Source organism: Prevotella sp. P4-98 (assembly GCF_002251405.1).
In the GTDB taxonomy this organism is placed as follows: domain Bacteria; phylum Bacteroidota; class Bacteroidia; order Bacteroidales; family Bacteroidaceae; genus Prevotella.
In genome coordinates this window covers 1-19,260 of sequence record NZ_NPJC01000049.1, presented here as the reverse complement: position 1 = coordinate 19,260, position 19,260 = coordinate 1, and the positions used below count along the sequence as shown (strand labels likewise).

The 19,260-nt window shown below is 45.4% G+C and carries 13 protein-coding genes; 6 read left to right on the top strand and 7 right to left on the bottom strand.

The features are described from left to right. Positions 1-21 precede the first annotated feature (21 nt). The 6 genes from ffh to CIK96_RS06940 all read right to left on the bottom strand — a co-directional run bounded on the left by ffh (position 22) and on the right by CIK96_RS06940 (position 8,016). Positions 22-1,377, bottom strand: coding sequence for a signal recognition particle protein (ffh, locus tag CIK96_RS06965; RefSeq protein WP_094440139.1), 1,356 nt, complete (start codon positions 1,375-1,377; stop codon positions 22-24). Positions 1,378-1,681: 304 nt separating this feature from the next. Then, positions 1,682-2,086 (bottom strand): AbgT family transporter, encoded by a 405-nt coding sequence (locus tag CIK96_RS06960; RefSeq protein WP_158214844.1) that lies wholly within the window; start codon positions 2,084-2,086, stop codon positions 1,682-1,684. A gap of 231 nt (positions 2,087-2,317) precedes the next feature. Continuing rightward, entirely contained in the window at positions 2,318-3,034 is a 717-nt protein-coding gene (locus tag CIK96_RS06955; RefSeq protein WP_094440138.1) for a DUF5932 domain-containing protein, read from the bottom strand. After that, positions 3,021-6,230, bottom strand: coding sequence for a DUF5112 domain-containing protein (locus CIK96_RS06950; RefSeq protein WP_094440137.1), 3,210 nt, complete (start codon positions 6,228-6,230; stop codon positions 3,021-3,023). The genes CIK96_RS06955 and CIK96_RS06950 overlap by 14 nt, the downstream gene beginning before the upstream one ends. A gap of 71 nt (positions 6,231-6,301) precedes the next feature. Continuing rightward, a complete protein-coding gene (locus tag CIK96_RS06945) occupies positions 6,302-6,970 on the bottom strand; it encodes a bifunctional 4-hydroxy-2-oxoglutarate aldolase/2-dehydro-3-deoxy-phosphogluconate aldolase (RefSeq protein ID WP_094389671.1) in 669 nt (222 codons plus the stop codon). A gap of 23 nt (positions 6,971-6,993) precedes the next feature. Further along, positions 6,994-8,016: a sugar kinase gene (locus CIK96_RS06940; RefSeq protein WP_094389672.1), complete on the bottom strand. Its 1,023-nt coding sequence runs from the start codon at positions 8,014-8,016 to the stop codon at positions 6,994-6,996. Between the two features lie 755 nt (positions 8,017-8,771). Between CIK96_RS06940 and CIK96_RS06935 the strand changes: the two genes are divergently transcribed. From CIK96_RS06935 to CIK96_RS06910, 6 genes are all read left to right on the top strand, one after another. Then, positions 8,772-9,842 carry a LacI family DNA-binding transcriptional regulator gene (locus CIK96_RS06935; protein WP_094389673.1) on the top strand — a complete coding sequence of 357 codons (1,071 nt, stop codon included), beginning with the start codon at positions 8,772-8,774 and terminating at the stop codon, positions 9,840-9,842. Positions 9,843-9,877: 35 nt separating this feature from the next. Next, entirely contained in the window at positions 9,878-11,377 is a 1,500-nt protein-coding gene (locus tag CIK96_RS06930; protein WP_094440136.1) for a UxaA family hydrolase, read from the top strand. Between the two features lie 35 nt (positions 11,378-11,412). Beyond that, the gene (locus CIK96_RS06925; protein ID WP_094389675.1) at positions 11,413-12,687 is read left to right on the top strand and encodes a Na+/H+ antiporter NhaC family protein; all 1,275 of its coding nucleotides are present in this window, start codon (positions 11,413-11,415) and stop codon (positions 12,685-12,687) included. 2 nt (positions 12,688-12,689) lie between these two features. Further along, a complete protein-coding gene (locus CIK96_RS06920; RefSeq protein WP_094389676.1) occupies positions 12,690-13,532 on the top strand; it encodes a hypothetical protein in 843 nt (280 codons plus the stop codon). A gap of 158 nt (positions 13,533-13,690) precedes the next feature. After that, entirely contained in the window at positions 13,691-14,650 is a 960-nt protein-coding gene (locus tag CIK96_RS06915) for an SPFH domain-containing protein (protein WP_094389677.1), read from the top strand. Positions 14,651-14,750: 100 nt separating this feature from the next. Beyond that, positions 14,751-15,938 (top strand): iron-containing alcohol dehydrogenase, encoded by a 1,188-nt coding sequence (locus CIK96_RS06910; protein ID WP_094389678.1) that lies wholly within the window; start codon positions 14,751-14,753, stop codon positions 15,936-15,938. 1,217 nt (positions 15,939-17,155) lie between these two features. On the opposite strand, the gene CIK96_RS06900 is transcribed toward CIK96_RS06910, so the two are convergent. Beyond that, positions 17,156-18,979, bottom strand: a complete 1,824-nt coding sequence (locus CIK96_RS06900; RefSeq protein WP_094433923.1) for an SLC13 family permease — start codon at positions 18,977-18,979, stop codon at positions 17,156-17,158. Positions 18,980-19,260 lie beyond the last annotated feature (281 nt).

Here is a 19,260-nt window from a genome sequence, read left to right as displayed (position 1 = left end):
TGTCCTTTATCTATAAGAACATTACATCTTGGGCATTCCACCCTTCATGTGGCGCATGGCATTAGCCATCTGCATCATTTTCGAGCTATTGCCGCCTGTCATCATCTTCATCACCTTACGGGTCTGCTCAAACTGTTTGAGCAGGCGGTTCACATCTTCTATCTTTGAACCACTACCCTTTGCTATACGCTGACGACGACTTTGATTGATGATATCTGGGTTTGCACGTTCTTTGGGTGTCATCGACTGAATGATGGCCTCAACACCTTTAAAGGCATTATCATCGATATCCACATCCTTGATAGCTTTTCCTACACCAGGTATCATGGCTGCAAGATCTTTGATATTACCCATTTTCTTGATTTGCTGAATCTGACTCATGAAGTCGTTGAAATCAAACTTGTTCTTGCGAATCTTCTTCTCAAGTTCTTTGGCCTGTTTTTCATCAAACTGTTCCTGAGCACGTTCAACAAGTGATACGATATCACCCATTCCAAGAATACGGTCTGCCATACGATCAGGATGGAATACATCAATAGCTTCCATCTTTTCACCTGTTCCCACAAACTTGATGGGTTTGGTTACAACAGTACGAATGGAAAGGGCAGCACCACCACGGGTGTCACCATCGAGTTTGGTGAGTACTACACCATCGAAGTCTAGCCGATCGTTAAACTCCTTGGCAGTATTAACAGCATCCTGACCCGTCATGGCGTCAACCACGAAGAGCGTTTCATCTGGATTGACAGCCTCTTTGAGCGTAGCTATCTCGTTCATCATCTCCTCATCAACGGCCAAGCGACCAGCAGTATCGATGATGACAACATTATAGTTTTTAGCCTTCGCTTCACGAATGGCATTATTGGCAATCTCTACAACATTTTTATTATCTGGCTCGGAATATACAGGTACACCAACACTCTCGCCCACTACGTGCAACTGCTGGATAGCAGCAGGACGATAGACGTCGCATGCCACGAGCAATGGATTCTTATGCTGTTTGTTTTTCAGCATATTAGCAAGTTTTCCGCTGAACGTTGTCTTACCCGAACCTTGCAGACCCGACATCAGCACGATGGCAGGACGATTCTCTAATGTAAGTTCGACAGCTTTACCGCCCATCAGTTCAGCCAGTTCGTCGTGTACAATCTTCACCATCAACTGACTGGGCTTCACAGCAGTCAGCACATTCATACCCATGGCTTTCTGCTTTACACTATCAGTAAAGCTCTTGGCTACCTTATAGTTGACGTCAGCATCCAATAAAGCACGACGCACATCTTTCAAGGTTTCTGCCACGTTTATCTCAGTGATTTTTCCTTCACCTTTCAGTATCTTGAACGAACGTTCAAGTCTTTCACTTAAGTTTTCAAACATATCTTATTACTTATATCTTTGGTGCAAAGATACAAATTAGAACCCGAAATACCAAATTTTACTGCACGTAATGCTTGGGAAAAATACAACCGCCCCTTCTATTTGCACACCACAAAACGGAATGTGCAATATCTGTAATCGAGAATCGCCATCAGAGATGGAAAAGAAAAACGGCCGGCAGCATACCGACCGATTTCATACTAAACTAAGCAAATACTATTACCATTTTTGTGTCTGTGATGTTCTTAACACGTTGCAAAGGTACGCCTATTCTCCCAATGCCACAATACCTAAAAATGAGGGATTAGCCAAACACAAAGCGTATGGACTCATAGATTTGCATGAATAGTATATAGAAAAGTATGAAAGGAGTAATACTACGGAGTCCATCCAACAACGAGTCATAGACATGCCCGATATGACGGATTCGCTCCATTACCGCTCCATATAACATGGATGAGGTGACGATGGAGAATGCCAATACAGGAAGGAGGCTTGAAGCGAATGGCGACGGAAACAGATGTCCGGTAGCGCTCAACAACACGGCATGGGGCAGTATGGTCAGCAAAAGTAATGCCACAGCATAGACCACCAAGAGTCCCAGACTCATCAGCAAGGCACGGCGTTCGCGATAGGTATTGCTGTAGGCCAATACTCCACATCGGCGCAAGCAACCATAAGCCATTCCCATCAACAATATATTCACCATCAATGGCGTTGCCAATATCTCAGAGAAATGTCCGAAAAACCAGCGCAATCCTTCACTAGACAGGAGAGAACGAACTTGATCGTTTGGAAATGCCGCACTCCATATCCACGAAAACAAGATTAACGCCACCTCTGCCATTGCCAAGGTTGTTGCAAAATATGCTAATCGCTTTTTCACCATATCGACATACTCATACTGATTACTCTCTTCACCTCTAATCGGTCAGTTTCATCACTCTGCGTCAGGTTCAAGATTGTCAAGGTCGAGGATACGCAACTCCAAGGCTCTTACCACCAAACGGGTGGCGTTAACACTCTCTCCTTCAGGAAAGAGTTTGTGGATCAGTTCATTCTGTCGTTTCTCCAGACTCTTCACGCCAAAGGGCATTCCCCGCAGGTTGGTAATCTGTTCTTTAGTATAGCCGAGGGCCAGATGACGCAGGAAACGCTCATCATATTCATCAATCTCATAGTTGACCAAAGCCTCTTGACGTACCAGTTGCATGGTAACATCCCGTTTGAAACGCTCAACAATCTTTTTGAGTATAGGTTCGTTGAATACCAGTTGTTTGCCTTCCAATACAGCTCCGACATCTGAACGAGTCAGCAATTCTCCACTTTTAAGAATGATGCCGTCTGCCCCCGCATCAAGTGCATCAACCCATAGTTTCTCATTGAGAATCTCGCCGGTAAAAATCAGCACTTTTACCTCTTTATAGTTTTGTTTGGTCTGACGACAGATTTCCACGCCAACAGTTGTAGAACCTCCAAGTCCGAGGTCAAGCAATACCAAGTCCGGTCTTTGCTGACGGATCAGCTTCCAATAGTCAGCTTCATTGCTTGCCGTACCTATGATGTCGGCTTCAGGAATATCGTTTCTGATGATTCCTTCCGTGCCTTTAAGTTCCAACGGCACATCTTCTACGATAATAAGTTTAAAGTTTTCCATATTTGGGTAATGTTAATTTCACATAAGTTTTACCATCCTCTACTGTTGCCCAAATGCCACAACCACGCAAGTTTGTTGTTTCTCCATGATCGCGCACCACCTGTCGGCATAACAGATAAGGTATATGTTCTGAAGAGGAAGGGGTGAAGAGTGTTTCTGCCTCCTCCTTTGAAATATTCATGTGTGGTTGGGTAATAGTAAAGAGCCAATAACGGTTGTCTTTGCTCTCTACACTAACCTCGCTGTCTTTTTGCACCAAGATTTGCCACATCACATTCAGCGCATGGCTATCTCCCAAAACTTGATGACCATAGCAATCGACAGCCTTGAGATGAAGATGGAAGCGTTCCACTTGTCGAAGTGCTTGTTCGCTGAGAATACCATAGAGTTCGCGATAGTAGCTGACCACTTCTGCGAGATTGTTCTGATCATCTGCAGAAGCCAACTGCCGGATGCGGTTGGGATAATACATGGTCTCATGTTTTAGCGTTGACAAACAGTTGTCAAGTACGGCATTGGTAACATGAAGATTGCTACATTCAAGTTCTGCCCGCCGCAATTCGTCATCCGCCAGTTCGATATCTATGCGTTGTTTTTTCTCCCTATTGAACTGTTTATATAGTCGATGCCGATAATATTGCATATAGTAGGCTGGGATGAGAAGCATGAGGATGATGATGAGCAGAATGACCGCGATACGCTTATTAGATTGCGATTGCTGCATTTTTCGGCAATAGTCAGCAAGGGTATTGTCTGCTGAGAGTTCTTTATACAGCTGGGTGTAGGCCTTGTTATTATAAGCATAGAGTTGCCAATCGTGAAGGGCAAGGGCTGCCACCGCACTCTCATTACGAATGTCGAGCACTACTTGATAGTTGACATCAACACTATCGTGCAGCCACGCTATTTCTGGCGATAGTGTGGAACTCTCGTCAATCAGTTTCATGAGCAGGCGGCTGTCAGAACGTTGTTTGAGATACTGCAAGTTAAGGTATTTCATGCATGAATCTGCAAATTCCAACGTGCGTTCATACGTTCCGTTGATATTGGAGAAATAGGCTGAGTCTGCATAGATATGAGCCTGATTGCGGTTATATTGAGCGACCATGGTGTTCCACCCTACCATTAGCAACAACAATACTGTGAGCGTACGACGAACTCCTTTGGGCAATCGGAAGGCAAACCTACTCCCCTTTCCTACTGCGCTTTCTGCAGTCAGCGTACAGACGCTGAAGATGCTGCTTATCTTACGGTATTTCTCAATAATACCTTTACAGTTCATCAATCCGAACCCATGCGAGCGTTGTTCTCCTGTTGGCGTTTCGCCCACATGATCTATTACTGGCTTGGCGTCGAAGAGATGGTCGAGGGTCTGTTGGTCCATTCCTTTGCCGGTATCGCTAACCGTTACCTCCACGTATGTTTCAGTTTCGCTGGCGCTGACCGTCACGAGTCCATTACGTTCTGTAAACTTCCGGGCATTATCTGCCAACGTATTAAGCATGAAGAGGGTGAGCACTCTGTCGGCCTTGACTACTGCGGTAGTTGGTTCCACTTCGAGTGTCACTTGTTTCATATTGAATCCTGTACGACTATGGGCAACAATATCGAAGAGTCCTTGAAGTGGGAAACTCTCGATATGGAGATTCAGACTGCCTTGACGCAATTGAATCCATTGTGTCAGCACATCATTATATTTATTGATTTGATCGGTCAGTTCCTGAATATAGCCAAGCCGTTCCTGCCGTATCTTGAGCATATTCTGCTGTTCATCAGTCGAAGGTTTAGCATGAGGAGTGTCCCCGAGTCGCTTCACTTCATGGATAATACGGTCTATGAGTGGTATGATGCTGATGACAAGTGCGACCTTGGCCCGCTGTTCCAAATGCTGTTTTTCGTTGCGCTCCACCCTCATCCATGCTTCTGCAACTTCTTCTTGCTTTTGTTCCAGGATCTCTGTCAGTTGGTTGTCCTGCTTCTGCCTGCGGTTCATGCGGTTGAAGATCCAAAGTAACAGTATCAGCAGAAAGATGGCCACGATAACGGCTATTATCATGACGTTAAGTTGCATGGAAGCCACTTCATACATATTGGCGCGTGCTTCTAATTCACGATCCTGACGAGTGCGTTCCTGTATATCGATATAAACATTGCGGTTATAATCGCTTTGGGGTTTATCGTTGAGAGCCGCATAGGCCACACTCATCTGTTCGCGAATACTTGCCACAAGGTCTGGAGCCTGATTGATGCGTTTGTCTGCCAATGCTTGGTAAAGGTGTTTGAGGGCTTGGCGGTCGTCTCCCATGACATGGTAGCATGTGGCCAGCGTGCGGTGTGCACCTGCAATCTGATAGACATCGCCAAACTGCCGGAACAGCATGAGTGCCTCTTCTGCCAGTTGCAGGTCATTCTGACGTTCTGCCAAAGCCTCTTTGGCGTTGGCTTCAAAGTAGGGATAATGACAACGTTCTGCCATGGAAACACAATGGAAAAGATTTTCTATTTCTTCGTTGGCAATATCTTCGGCTGTTCCCTCTATGATAATACCTCCTGCGCCGATATTGTAGAGGTAATTAAGATACTGTGCTGTGTCGCGACGCACATCATCCTCGTTGATTTGTCGAATGGCATTGGAGGCTTGTCGCTCCAAACCTACATAATAATAGTAGGTGGAATTGACGATGGCCAATTCGCTCTCGGCATAAATCATCCGTCGGGTATCTCTTGGCGAGAGTGCTGCACGCTCTTCGTTGATACGGCGCAAACAGTTTAGTGCTCGTTCGCGATGCTCATAAAAATCACGATTGCGAGAACGACGTTGACAGAGTCGCATCAGTTGCACTTGCGAGACGAGTTGTTCTATCTGATTGTCGGTTAGCGTAGCAGCCTCTGTCAGTTGCTGTTCTGCCTTGGCATAATCCATCCGGACAATATTGGCGAAGGCCAGATTGTTGAGTGCTTCTGCCTTTCCGTCATCGTCATACTGTGCCAGTTGGAGGGCTTTTCGGGCATAATGCTCCACAGAATCCAACGAGCGGTAATGGGCTTCATAGGCCTTGTCGTTGAATTGTTGTACATCTTGCCGTGGAGGAGCCTGACATGAGCTCGTCAGCAGAAGGAGTGCTAATGGTGCAATAAAAAAAACGTAAAGGAGATTAAGAAATGAACTCTCTGCTTTTATCGCATCGTGTTTCATATCGTAATCTCCTTTTGTATATGATGATAATAAGCCGATGATTTTCTCCTTTTAGCAAAGGGAGTGAGTCATCATGCGCGAGCAGCGGCTACATAGCCAAGTGCTTCCTTGCACTTGTCGGTAACATACTGCCAGTCGCCGGCTTTTACCTTGTCAGCGGGGAAGAGCTTCGAGCCCATACCTACGCAATAGACGCCAGCCTTGAACCATGCTTTGAGGTTTTCGGCTTCTGGAGCCACACCACCTGTAACCATGATTTTTGACCAAGGCATTGGAGCCTTCAGACCTTTTACCATGTTGGGACCTACCACATCGCCAGGGAACACCTTGGTCAGGTCGCATCCCAGTTCCTGGGCTTTACCGATTTCGCTGACTGTCATGCAGCCTGGGCAATAAGGCACAAGGCGGCGGTTGCACACGGGAGCAATTTCGGGATTGAACAATGGACCAACCACGAAGTTGGCACCCAACTGCAGATAAAGAGCTGCTGTGGGAGCGTCAACTACAGAACCGATACCGAGAGCCAGTTCGGGGCACTCTTTATCAGCCCATTTCACGAGTTCACCAAAAATCTCGTGGGCGAAATCGCCACGGTTGGTAAATTCGAATGCACGGACACCACCTTCGTAGCAGGCTTTTACCACATTCTTACAAACCTCAAGGTCTTTATTGTAGAATACAGGAACCATTCCTGTATCGCCGATTTTCTTCAGTACGGCTATCTTATCAAATTTACTCATAATGATTGCTATGATTAGAATGATTAGCGCTGAACACGTCCGTTGGCATTTCCGCCAGCCAAAGCCTCTACCTCGTCAGCACTTACAAGGTTGAAGTCGCCGTTGATAGTATGCTTCAGAGCTGAAGCAGCTACTGCAAACTCAAGGGCTTCACCCTGAGTTTTCTTGGTGAGCAGACCATGGATCAGACCACCAGAGAATGAGTCGCCACCACCTACGCGGTCGATGATGGGGTTGATCTCATAACGCTTCGACTGATAGAACTCCTTGCCATCGTAGATCAAAGCTTTCCAACCGTTGAAGGTTGCTGAGTAAGACTCACGAAGAGTAGATACTACATATTTGAAGCCGAAAGTTTCCTTCATCTGCTTGAAGATAGTCTCATAACCTGAAGCATCGGTCTTTCCACCTTCTACATCGGCATCGGGTTTGAATCCGAGACAGAGTTCTGCGTCTTCCTCGTTACCAATACATACATCAACATACTGCATAAGTGGACGCATGATAGAGATTGCTTTCTCTGAGGTCCAGAGCTTCTTACGGAAGTTCAGGTCAACAGAAACGGTCACTCCGTGACGCTTAGCAGCCTCACAAGCCAGACGGGTCAGCTCGGCAGCTTTGTCAGAAATGGCAGGAGTAATGCCTGACCAATGGAACCACTGAGCACCTTCCATGATTTTATCAAAGTCGAAATCGGATGCATCAGCCTCGGCAATAGCGCTGTTGGCACGGTCGTAGATAACCTTTGATGGGCGCATAGAAGCACCAGTCTCTGCATAGTAAAGACCGACACGGTCACCACCGCGAGCCACAAATTCGGTATTCACGCCATAGCGGCGCAGTGCGTTAACGGCAATCTGACCAATCTCGTGCTTGGGCAGTTTGCTGACAAAATAGGCTTCATGACCATAGTTGGCCACTGAGATTGCCACATTAGCCTCACCTCCACCGGGGATGATGCGGAATGATTCACTCTGAATGAAACGGTCGTTGCCGTTGGGTGACAGGCGAAGCATAATTTCGCCCAATGTTACGATTTTTGCCATTTGTTTTAGTAATTATCTGCTGTTTGATATTTTGTTTGCAAAAGTACATATTAAATTTCAAACGTGCAAATTCTATACTGTTTTTTCGATTTAAATATGCCGTAAACGTTTTAGTCTGACCTTTTTTTGTCCCTAAAGACGGCAGAAACAGACTATAAGAGTCATGCTATTCCGTATTGGTTATCATACACCTATTTTATATATATGTTTCAGAGTTTCTTCAGCACTTGATAGAATTTCTTCAGAACATCCACAATACCTTTATACAACTTTCGCATGATTCCGCCACAGCTTGCCACTCTTCATTTCTTACCATCAAACTCCCATTATCGTCTGTTATTTCTTGGGACTTACTTAGGACTCACTTAGGACTTATCGCTTGTAAACATCCCGAAGCCATTCCCAAGGCATCCCGAAGCCGAGAGCAAAGGCTTAAGTTTACTTTAAGACTATGCCGAGGCGAAGATGGCTCGACCAAAGGTCAAGGCATCCCGAAGCCGAGAGCAAAGGCTTAAGTTTACTTTAAGACTATGCCGAGGCGAAAATGGCTCGACCAAAGGTCAAGGCATCCAGAAGCCGAGAGCAAAGGCTAAAAATCGGTAATATATAACCACTCAATCCCTCCCCCACAACCAAACATGATACTATTATGCCATTTTCTGATACCAAGGACAGACTACATCTTAAGAAACAGACAAAGAAAAACGAGTTTTCTTTTTGTATTTTGAGCGAATTACATTACCTTTGCAACAACTATGGATACAGGCAAAATAAGGATCAAGGATATTGCCGAACGTGCTGGCGTCAGCGTCGGCACGGTCGATAGGGTGCTCCATAAGCGTCCCAACGTGTCGAAAAGCGCACTCGAGAAAGTAGAAAAGGCTTTAGCAGAAATGGACTACAAGCCCAATATGTATGCCTCTGCACTGGCGTACAACAAGTCGTACCAATTCTTTTGCATCCTTCCCAAACACGAATCGGAAGCATATTGGGACGAAGTGGAAGAAGGCACCCTGGCAGCATGCGAACGCTTCCGTGACTTCAGAGTCTCGGTCAAACTGCTCTATTACAATAGGTTTGCGACAGACACTTTTGAAAAGGTTATGGACGAATGTCTCAAGGAAGAACCAGACGGCATCATCATGGTGCCGACAAAAATCGACGTCATGCGCAAATACTGCGACTTGATTCACCAATGGCAGATTCCATTCGTACTACTCGACTCATACATGCCGGACCTCAAACCGCTGACATTCTTCGGACAAGACTCATTCTCCAGCGGATATTTTGCAGCACGCATGCTCATGATGCTCGCTCCTCACGAGACAGAAATCATGCTGATGAAACAAATGCGCAACGGCAACGTGGCATCAAAACAACAAGAAAACCGAGAAACGGGATTCCGACACTACATGCACGACCATTTCCCTGATGTAACGATTACAGAAGTTAACCTGTCACTCGACACCGAACGCGAACAATACGATGATATTCTCGAAGAATTCTTCACCTCGCATCCACTCATACACCATTGCATCACCTTTAATTCGAAGGCACATCTGGTAGGAGAATTTCTACTACGCTCCAACAGAAGAAACGTGCAGATTATGGGATACGACATGGTGCCCAAGAATGCTGAATGCGTACGCCAGGGAAGCATCTCATTTCTTATCGCACAGCATGGATTCATGCAAGGATACACCTGTGTCGATGCACTTTTCCGAGCCATCGTGCTGAAAAAAAAGGTGGAACCCATCAATTATATGCCCATCGAACTCCTCACCAAGGAGAATATCGACTTCTACCGACGTAACAACATCGGATAAACAGCTTCAGAAAACAAACTAAACTACTATACAAAATGAAACCACTCAAGACTTATCTCAAAATCAATCCAGCCGACTCGGTTGTAGTATGTCTCGAAGCCAAACAGAAAGGCGACATCATCGAAATCGACGACCAACAGATTTTCGTCAATCAAGACACTCCTGCCGGACACAAAGTGCTCATCAAGGATGTGAAACAAGGCGAAGACATCATCAAATACGGCTACCCTATCGGACATGCAAAGACTGACCTAAAAGCAGGCGACTGGGTAAACGAAAACAATCTGAAAACAAACCTCAGCGGAACACTTGAATACACCTATCAACCCGTTGATGCAACACTCAATATTGCCGACGAACACCGCACCTTCAAAGGTTATCTACGCAAAAACGGCGACGTAGGCGTACGAAACGAAATATGGATCGTTCCGACCGTGGGATGCGTCAACGGCATTGCAGAACAACTGGCACACAGACTGCAAGCAGAAACCCACTGCGAAGGTATTGACGCCATTTGGACTTGGCACCACAATTTCGGATGCTCACAACTCTCAGACGATCACGAGAATACTCGAAAAGTGCTACGCGACATCTGCCTACACCCCAATGCAGGTGGTGTACTCGTACTCAGTCTCGGATGTGAGAACAATCAACCCGAAGACTTCATGGCTATGTTGGGAGACTACGACAAAGACCGCATCAAACTGCTTGTCACACAACGTGTTGAAGGAGACGAAGTAGAAGCCGCCATGCAGGAACTACGCCAACTCTATCAAAACGCACGTCAGGACAAGCGCGTTGACGTACCCGTCAGCAAGCTCCGCATCGGACTGAAATGCGGTGGTAGCGACGGATTCAGCGGAATCACAGCCAACCCACTCGTGGGAGAATTCAGCGACTGGCTCGTAGCACAAGGCGGAACAAGCGTTCTGACAGAAGTTCCTGAAATGTTTGGAGCAGAAACCATTCTCATGAACCGCTGCAAAACTCCAGAACTCTTCCAGCAAACCGTTTCTATGGTCAACAACTTCAAAGAGTATTTCCTCGCACACGGAGAACCCGTAGGAGAAAACCCAAGCCCAGGAAACAAAGCAGGAGGCATTTCCACCCTCGAAGACAAAGCATTAGGATGCACACAAAAATGCGGAAAAGCACCTGTGAGCGGCGTCATGGAATACGGAGACCGACTGCAACACGACGGACTCAACCTGCTTTCTGCACCAGGAAACGACCTCGTTGCATCTACCGCTCTGGCTGCCAGCGGTTGCCATATCGTACTCTTCACTACCGGACGCGGAACACCATTCGGCACTTTCGTACCCACCATGAAGATTGCCACCAACCCCACTTTGGCAAAAAACAAACTACATTGGGTAGATTTCTCTGCCGGACAACTCATAGAAGGACGCACCATGCAAGAACTACTGCCTGAATTCATCGACAAAGTACTGGCTGTGGCAAGCGGACAACAGGCACGAAACGAAGAACATGGCTATCGCGAAATATCCATCTTCAAAAATGGAGTTACGTTATAATAAAAGTATAATCACAAAAAAGGTGTAACACAATCGTGAAAAAAGGCATCATCGCACTATCACCACTATTGGTGTTCATCGTCCTATATCTAGTCACGAGTATCATTGCTCGTGACTTTTACAAAGTGCCCATCACCGTGGCTTTCATGGTGGCCTCTATCTATGCGGTCATTATGGCAGGAGGAATCCCACTACGCAAACGCATAGACATCTACAGCCGAGGAGCAGGAACAGGACAGATGATGCTGATGATATGGATTTTTATCTTGGCAGGAGCCTTTGCCAATAGCGCAAAGGCCATGGGATCTATCGACGCTACCGTCAATTTAGCACTTACACTACTGCCCGCCAACATGCTGCTGGCAGGACTGTTTCTGGCGGCTTGCTTCATTTCGCTCTCTGTGGGAACAAGCGTAGGCACAATCGTCGCCCTGACCCCTATTGCAGCAGGCGTTGCCAGTCAGACCGGTACAGCACTACCACTCATGGTGGCAGTCGTAGTTGGCGGTTCGTTCTTCGGCGACAACCTCTCATTCATATCCGACACGACAATTGTTGCTACCTCAACCCAAGGTTGCAGACTCTCAGACAAATTCCGAGTCAACTCCTATATCGTCATTCCTGCAGCCATCGCTATCCTCGCCATATATGTGGTCATGGGACTCCATACTCAGGCACCACAAAAGGTAGGACCAGTATCGCTACTAAAGGTTATACCATACCTCGTCGTTCTGCTGACAGCAGTTTGCGGAATGAACGTCATGGCAGTACTCACGCTGGGCATCGCACTCACAGGAGCCATAGGCCTTATCGACGGATCGTTTGACTTCTACGGATGGATGGGATCCATGGGGCAAGGTATCATGGGAATGGGTGAACTCATCATTATCACCATGATGGCAGGAGGCCTGCTGGAAATCATCAAACACCAGGGAGGAATAGACTTCCTTATCCAGCGCATGACGCGTCATATCCACACCAAACGGGGAGCAGAACTCGCTATCGCCGCTCTGGTATCGCTCGTTGACCTCTGTACAGCCAATAATACCGTGGCAATCATTACCGTAGGAGGTATTGCCAAGCAAATAGGCGACCGTTTCGGAGTAGATAACCGGAAATGCGCATCCATACTCGACACCTTCTCATGCATGATGCAGGGACTTATACCCTATGGAGCACAAATGCTAATGGCTGCAGGACTGGCTGCACTCAACCCCATCAGCATTCTGCCTTATCTCTATTATCCAATGGCAATCGGCTTTACTGCCCTACTCGCCATCTTGTTGCGTTATCCTAAACACGTATCCTGATTATGAACATCATCCAGCGCAATTGTATCCGTCTGCTACGCGAAGGGGCTTTCAACGAGCATCTGACGCTTGAACCCATGTCGGCATGGAAATGGGAACGCGCACTCGTCTTTGCACAAATCCATGATATTACACCATGGGTATTTGACGGAATACGACAGTCTGCCGATGACTTCTTCCTACGTCTTGACGCAAGTCTATTGGCCAACTGGCAACAAGCAACTATTCATGCCGTTTCAGAGCAAGCAGAAGCCGATATCGACAAACAAGAAACCGAAGAACAACGGTTGTCCAATCCCCTACTCAACAGAAAACTGCGCCGACTGCTCCAACAAGCTGAAAAGGAAATATCAATAGAAAGCCTGCAAGCTACTAAGGCTTTCATGCTACGGTTGGTAGGAATCTCGCGCAACCTACTCACACAAGGCATACATCTACGGCGCTTCGTAGAACTGGCCATCTATCTACGAACCACACGCGACAACATCGACTATGAACACATCCGTTCATGGATAACACAACTCTACATGGAACATGTTGCCAGTCTGACAGCTTCCGTATTGGTCAGTCTCTTCGACTTCGATGCCGGCAATATCCCATTTGCAGAGGCATCTTCACCCAAAGAAGCACAGCAACTGATACGCGAATTCATGAAGATTTCAGGCAACGAACTCGATGAATGGTACTTCACACAAGGAGACCATGTCTTTGTCGGCACCAACAATTCCAGTTCTCTTATCTGGCACGTGAGACACTCCTTCAGATACATGTATGTTTTCCCACAAGAGTCACCATTCAATCTTTTGGGAAACTTCATCCATTCCCTATCGCATATCGAAGAATAATCGAATCTGAATATCAGAAATTCCGTTTGATGTAAACGAATCTAAAAAAAAACATATACCTTTGCATCAATCTTGGTAAACCGACCGACGAATCCCCATAGGTTAACGCCATAGAAATGATCACAATTAAATATTATTATTAAAAAACAATTAATCATATGGAAACTAAAGAATTCAACTACTCAGGCATGTGTCTCAACGGTATCATAATGCTCGTGCTCAATCTGTTATGCTTCTTCGGAGGTATTGCATTAGTCATTACAGCCATCAGCATGGAAGAATGGGAACTCGCCTGCTCCATCACCAGCGGTATTGCCGGAGGACTTCTTATACTACTCTCGCTTATCATGGCAGGAGGATTCATCCTCGTAGAACCGGGAGAAGCTCGTGTCCTGATGTTTTTCGGCAAATACAAAGGAACCTTCACCAAGGCCGGTTTCTATTGGATACACCCCTTCATAAACCAAAAGAAACTATCACTCCGAGCACGTAACCTTGACGGGAAACCCATTAAGGTAAACGATAAAACGGGAAATCCTGTAATGATTGGAATGGTACTGGTATGGAAGCTGAAAGATACCTATAAAGCCATGTTTGAAATTGACTCACAGACCATGGCAAGCCAACAAACACAAGGAATCGCTACCGCAGCAGGAATCATGAACGCCTTCGAACTCTTCGTAAGCATTCAAGCAGATGCCGCCCTACGACAAGTGGCTGGACAATATGCTTATGACAACGAAAACAACAACACCCAAGAGCTGACACTACGCGACGGAAGCGATGAAATCAACAAACAACTGGAAGCACATATCGACGAACGACTGGCGATGGCTGGCATAGAAGTAATTGAAGCACGAATCAACTATCTGGCTTATGCACCGGAAATTGCTGCCGTGATGCTGCGTCGCCAACAAGCTACAGCCATTATTGCTGCACGCGAAAAGATTGTAGAAGGGGCCGTATCAATGGTTAAAATGGCACTCGACAAACTAAACAACGAGGGAGTAATGACACTTGACGACGACAAAAAAGCAGCGATGGTGAGCAATCTGCTTGTCGTACTCTGTAGCGATGATGCTGCCCAACCCGTGGTAAATACCAGCGCATCCAACTAAAGAAGTCCTCACACGAACATACCATTAATTACGCATTTCTGATGAAAAATCATCAGGAATGCGTAATTTTGCATACGAAAAACTATAAAAAACAAGCTATATGAAGAATTTCAACTATTATGCTCCAACACAAGTTGCGTTTGGTCGCAATACAGAAAGCCAAGTGGCAGAACTCGTAAAAAAACACGGAGGTTCAAAGGTTTTAATACATTATGGCGGACAAAGCGCCATACGCTCTGGCCTCTTGGCGAAAGTAGAACAGATCCTCACAGAAGCAGGAATAGCATACGTAAAACTGGGAGGCGTAAAACCCAACCCACGTCTTTCACTCGTAAGAAAGGGCATAGAACTCTGTAAGGAGGAAAATGTAGATTTTCTCCTTGCCGTAGGCGGAGGATCTGTCATTGACTCCTGCAAAGCCATATCATCTGGACGATTCTACCTAGGTGATGTATGGACACTATACGAGCACAAGGATCACGCAACACAATATCTTCCTATCGGCTGTATCCTGACTATCCCCGCAGCTGGCAGCGAGATGAGCAACGGCTCGGTAATCACCAATGATGAGGTAGAGAGCTGGCTCAAAAAAGACTATTGCGTAGATGAGTTCAGATGCAAATTTGCCATCATGAACCCAGAACTGACATTCACACTCCCTGCTTGGCAAACAGCATGCGGTATCACAGACATGATGATGCACACCATGGAACGCTATTTCAGCAAAGATGATGACATGGAAACAACTGATGCCATTGCAGAGGCTATACTACGCACTTGCATGAAAGAAGGGCCTTTGGCATTAGCCAACCCTACCGACTATACCTGTCGGGCAAATATCATGTGGGCAGGTACTCTGGCACACAACGACCTCACAGGATGTGGAACAACAGGCGACTGGGCTACTCACAATATTGAGCATGAGCTCTCTGGACTGTTTGACGTGAGCCATGGAGCAGGACTTGCGGCAGTTTGGGGGAGCTGGGCTCGATACACTCGCAACGAGAACCTTCCTCGCTTTGCACGCTTCGCCCACAACGTAATGGGCATCGATACCACTAATATGAGCGATATGGAGGCTTCTGAAACGGGTATCAAAGCGATGGAGCAGTTTTTCCGCTCAATAGGTATGCCAACAGACATACATACTCTCGTTGGCAAAGATATCACCGATGCAGAAATTGAAGAAATGGCACAGAAATGCACCAATGGAGACACCACCACTATCGGTGGACTGAAAATACTTCATGCTGCTGACATCGTGAAAATCTACCAAATGGCCAAGTAATTTCTGTAGAATAAACCACTATCCGCAGAAATGTGCCATTTCATGGCGAGAAAACTTAGGCAGAAAGCCACAAGAATCAAGAATTGACAAGCACATGGCTACAAGCATTTACGCCATACTAAGAAGACCCTTCTATCATATATGCAGGAAGGGTCTTCTTTTTTGCGCGCATTATAGACTCCAGAAGATGTCTCTGTAGGGCCTTTACAAAACCTGAAGGACCTATCAAATGCCCCATTTGTCCGCAGATATCATAATATTTGTTGTCCGAATACATCAATGAGACTTCATGTAAGTGAGTTGCCAAGGCCGGTATTACCATCGGAACAAGCGGTTCTCGCATCTCACGAGACGCCTGGGAGAGGATAAATTTGATAAAATGAGTGCCCCTACCAGTGTTTAGCATCGTTGGAGCGGTAGTACTAAAAATATCGTAAGTCATTGATAATTAATTTTTTAATCATTTAAATTACTTGTTACTTGTTGTGCCGTAATCTCAATCTCAGTTCTCTCAATTAAAAAAAACATACCCCCTAACTTTACTTTCTTATATATATATTATTGATTATTAAATAGTTATAAGTATATAAAGAAGGGGGTTTCGTTTTTCATGTGACTATTTTATAATTGAGATAACTGTGATTGAGATTCTTTCTCTATCGAAAACGACCTGTCAATCGGGTGATGAAGTGGCAGGATTTCCCTCTCCTTGGCGTCAAGGCCATATAAACTGGTTTCCGCCTTGTGAAGCAAGTTCATTTATGGGTAGTAAACATTTTGATAAAAATGTCCTCAAATCGCAAGAAACGTATGATTGTTTTTGGGGATGTTGTATCTTTGCAACGTGGTTCAAGAGAGAATCACTCATCGCACAAAACATTCCGTCCGCACACAGTCGTAGTCAACTCCTAAGTAAGTCACAAGTGACTCCGCACTAAGTCCCAATATTTAGCGGACAATGATGTGACAAAGATGGGAGAAACAAGGAACAGAACAGGAGAATACCACGATGTGGGAATGTTGAGAGCGAGAAAATATCACATCATGAAACAACAAAACCCGAACATATCCCGATGATGACCCGAACACACAGGGAAGCAATAGTATGATATGAAAGTTAAGCCAAATGAGCAGAGTTAAGTTCACTTGAACTATGCCATGGCGAGAAAAGGTGCCATGAAATGGAACGTTTCTGCGGACTGTTTTTACCTATCAACTCAAAATGGGAAAAGCAATGGAAGAATTATCGTCATGACAATGCCTATGATAATCTGCAAAGGCAATCCCACGATAATATAATCCATAAAAGTATATCGACCGGCTTTCATCACCAAAGCATTGGGAGGGGTTGAAAATGGCGATGCAAAACACATACTGGCTCCCAATGTTACGGCAAACATGAATGAGTATGGACTCACTCCGATTTGTTGGGCTGCAGTAAGGGCAATAGGAGCCATCAATACCGCCGTTGCTGTATTGCTAATAAACATAGTCATCAATGAAGTGGTGAAATACATACCTGCCAATAAGGCATAAGGACCTAACGCTCCCAGACTCCTTACTAGATTTTCAGACACTATCTGTGACACACCCGTCTTTTCCAAAGCAATTGACATAGGCATCATACTTGCAATCAACATAACGCTCTCCCAATTGATGGTCTTATACGCAGCATCCACACTTCGGAAACAACCTGCAAAAACCATCAGCAAGGCTGCTGACACAACCGCAACCACAGGCGCTATGGGAATGAAATCGAACACCATCATCACGATCATCAAAAGCATGATAGCTGCAGCTACTGGTGCCTTGTAATCAAGGGAAACCCTCTCCATCAACTTGTCAGGACGACCTAATACTACCCAGTTTTCATTTTCGTGGTTCATCTGCATGATTTTTTCCCACTGACCCTGCACCAACAGGATGTCACCGTTTTGCAAGCGATGTTCACTGAGTTCTTCCTTAATATACTTCTTATCTCTGTGAATACTGAGAATATTGACCGAGTAATCCTCACGCAGACGGGAATCCCTGATACGGGTTCCGATAAGGCGCGAGGTGGGAAGTACTACAATCTCAGAAATGCCTATATCATAGAAATCAAGTCGGTCGGTTGACATGCTGACAAGATGACGCTCACGGGCAAATGTCTCCATTGCCTGTTTGTCGCCATAGAAATATAAGATGTCACCCTGCACTATCATAGTGTCCGCCCAAGCCATATTCTGACGGATTTCCTTGCCCAACGCGTTCTTCGTTTCATTGCGTATTTCAAGTATCGTCAATCCATACTTATTCTGCAAGTCCAAATCTTGCACTCGCATGCCAGCCAATCCTCCTTTGTTGTTGCCTACACTATACTTATAGATATTTTCATGAAGCTGATACTGAACTGCCAAATCATCAACGCTCTTGCCTTGACCACCGTTTTGATGTTTGCCTATCTTCTTAATGAGCAACAAACTCATTGGCAACAATACAGCCAGGCCGATAGCAATCACAATAACACCAACTGGGAAAAAAGAAAAGAACTTCAACGGAGCATAACCATTCTCTTCAAGTGTTTCACTAATAACAAGGTTAGGAGGAGTACCTATCAATGTCAGCATACCACCAAGACTACCAGCAAAGGCAACTGGCATTAACAGACGCGACGAACGTATGCCGGAACTTGCAGCCATACTCATAATGATGGGCATCATAATAGCAACCGTTCCTGTATTGCTCACAAAAGCACCAATAATAGAAGTGGCCAATACCACATATATCAAAGCTCTGGTCTCATTACCTTTAGCCATTTTCGAAATGCTATTACCTGCCGATTGAGCTAATCCGGTTTGCAATATTGCTCCACCAACAACAAAAAGTCCCACCATCATGATAAGAATTGGCGATGAAAAACCACTTAGTGCTTCACTTGTTGTTAGAACACCTGTTGCAGTAAGAACCATGAGAGAAGATAAGGCAACAATATCGCCACGCACCCTTCCCCAGATAAACATGGCTATAGTTATAATCAATACAATTATAGTTATGGTCATGAATCTATTATATTTTGTTATTCTACAAAGATACTACAATATCACAAGACATACGAAAATACCATAAAGCTACAACCATAATATTAACCAAAGTTAACATGTTTTGAGGGTTGTTATCAACACATAGACTAACAACATTCACAATAATCGGAAACACTAGTGTCCACTAAAAACGATTAACAATCGTTGTAAGTGGTTGATATGCGACAAAATACGAGCAAAAAATGACTCTATGGGTTAGAAATGACTATCTTTGCAGAAAATTACAATCTGTAAGTTAG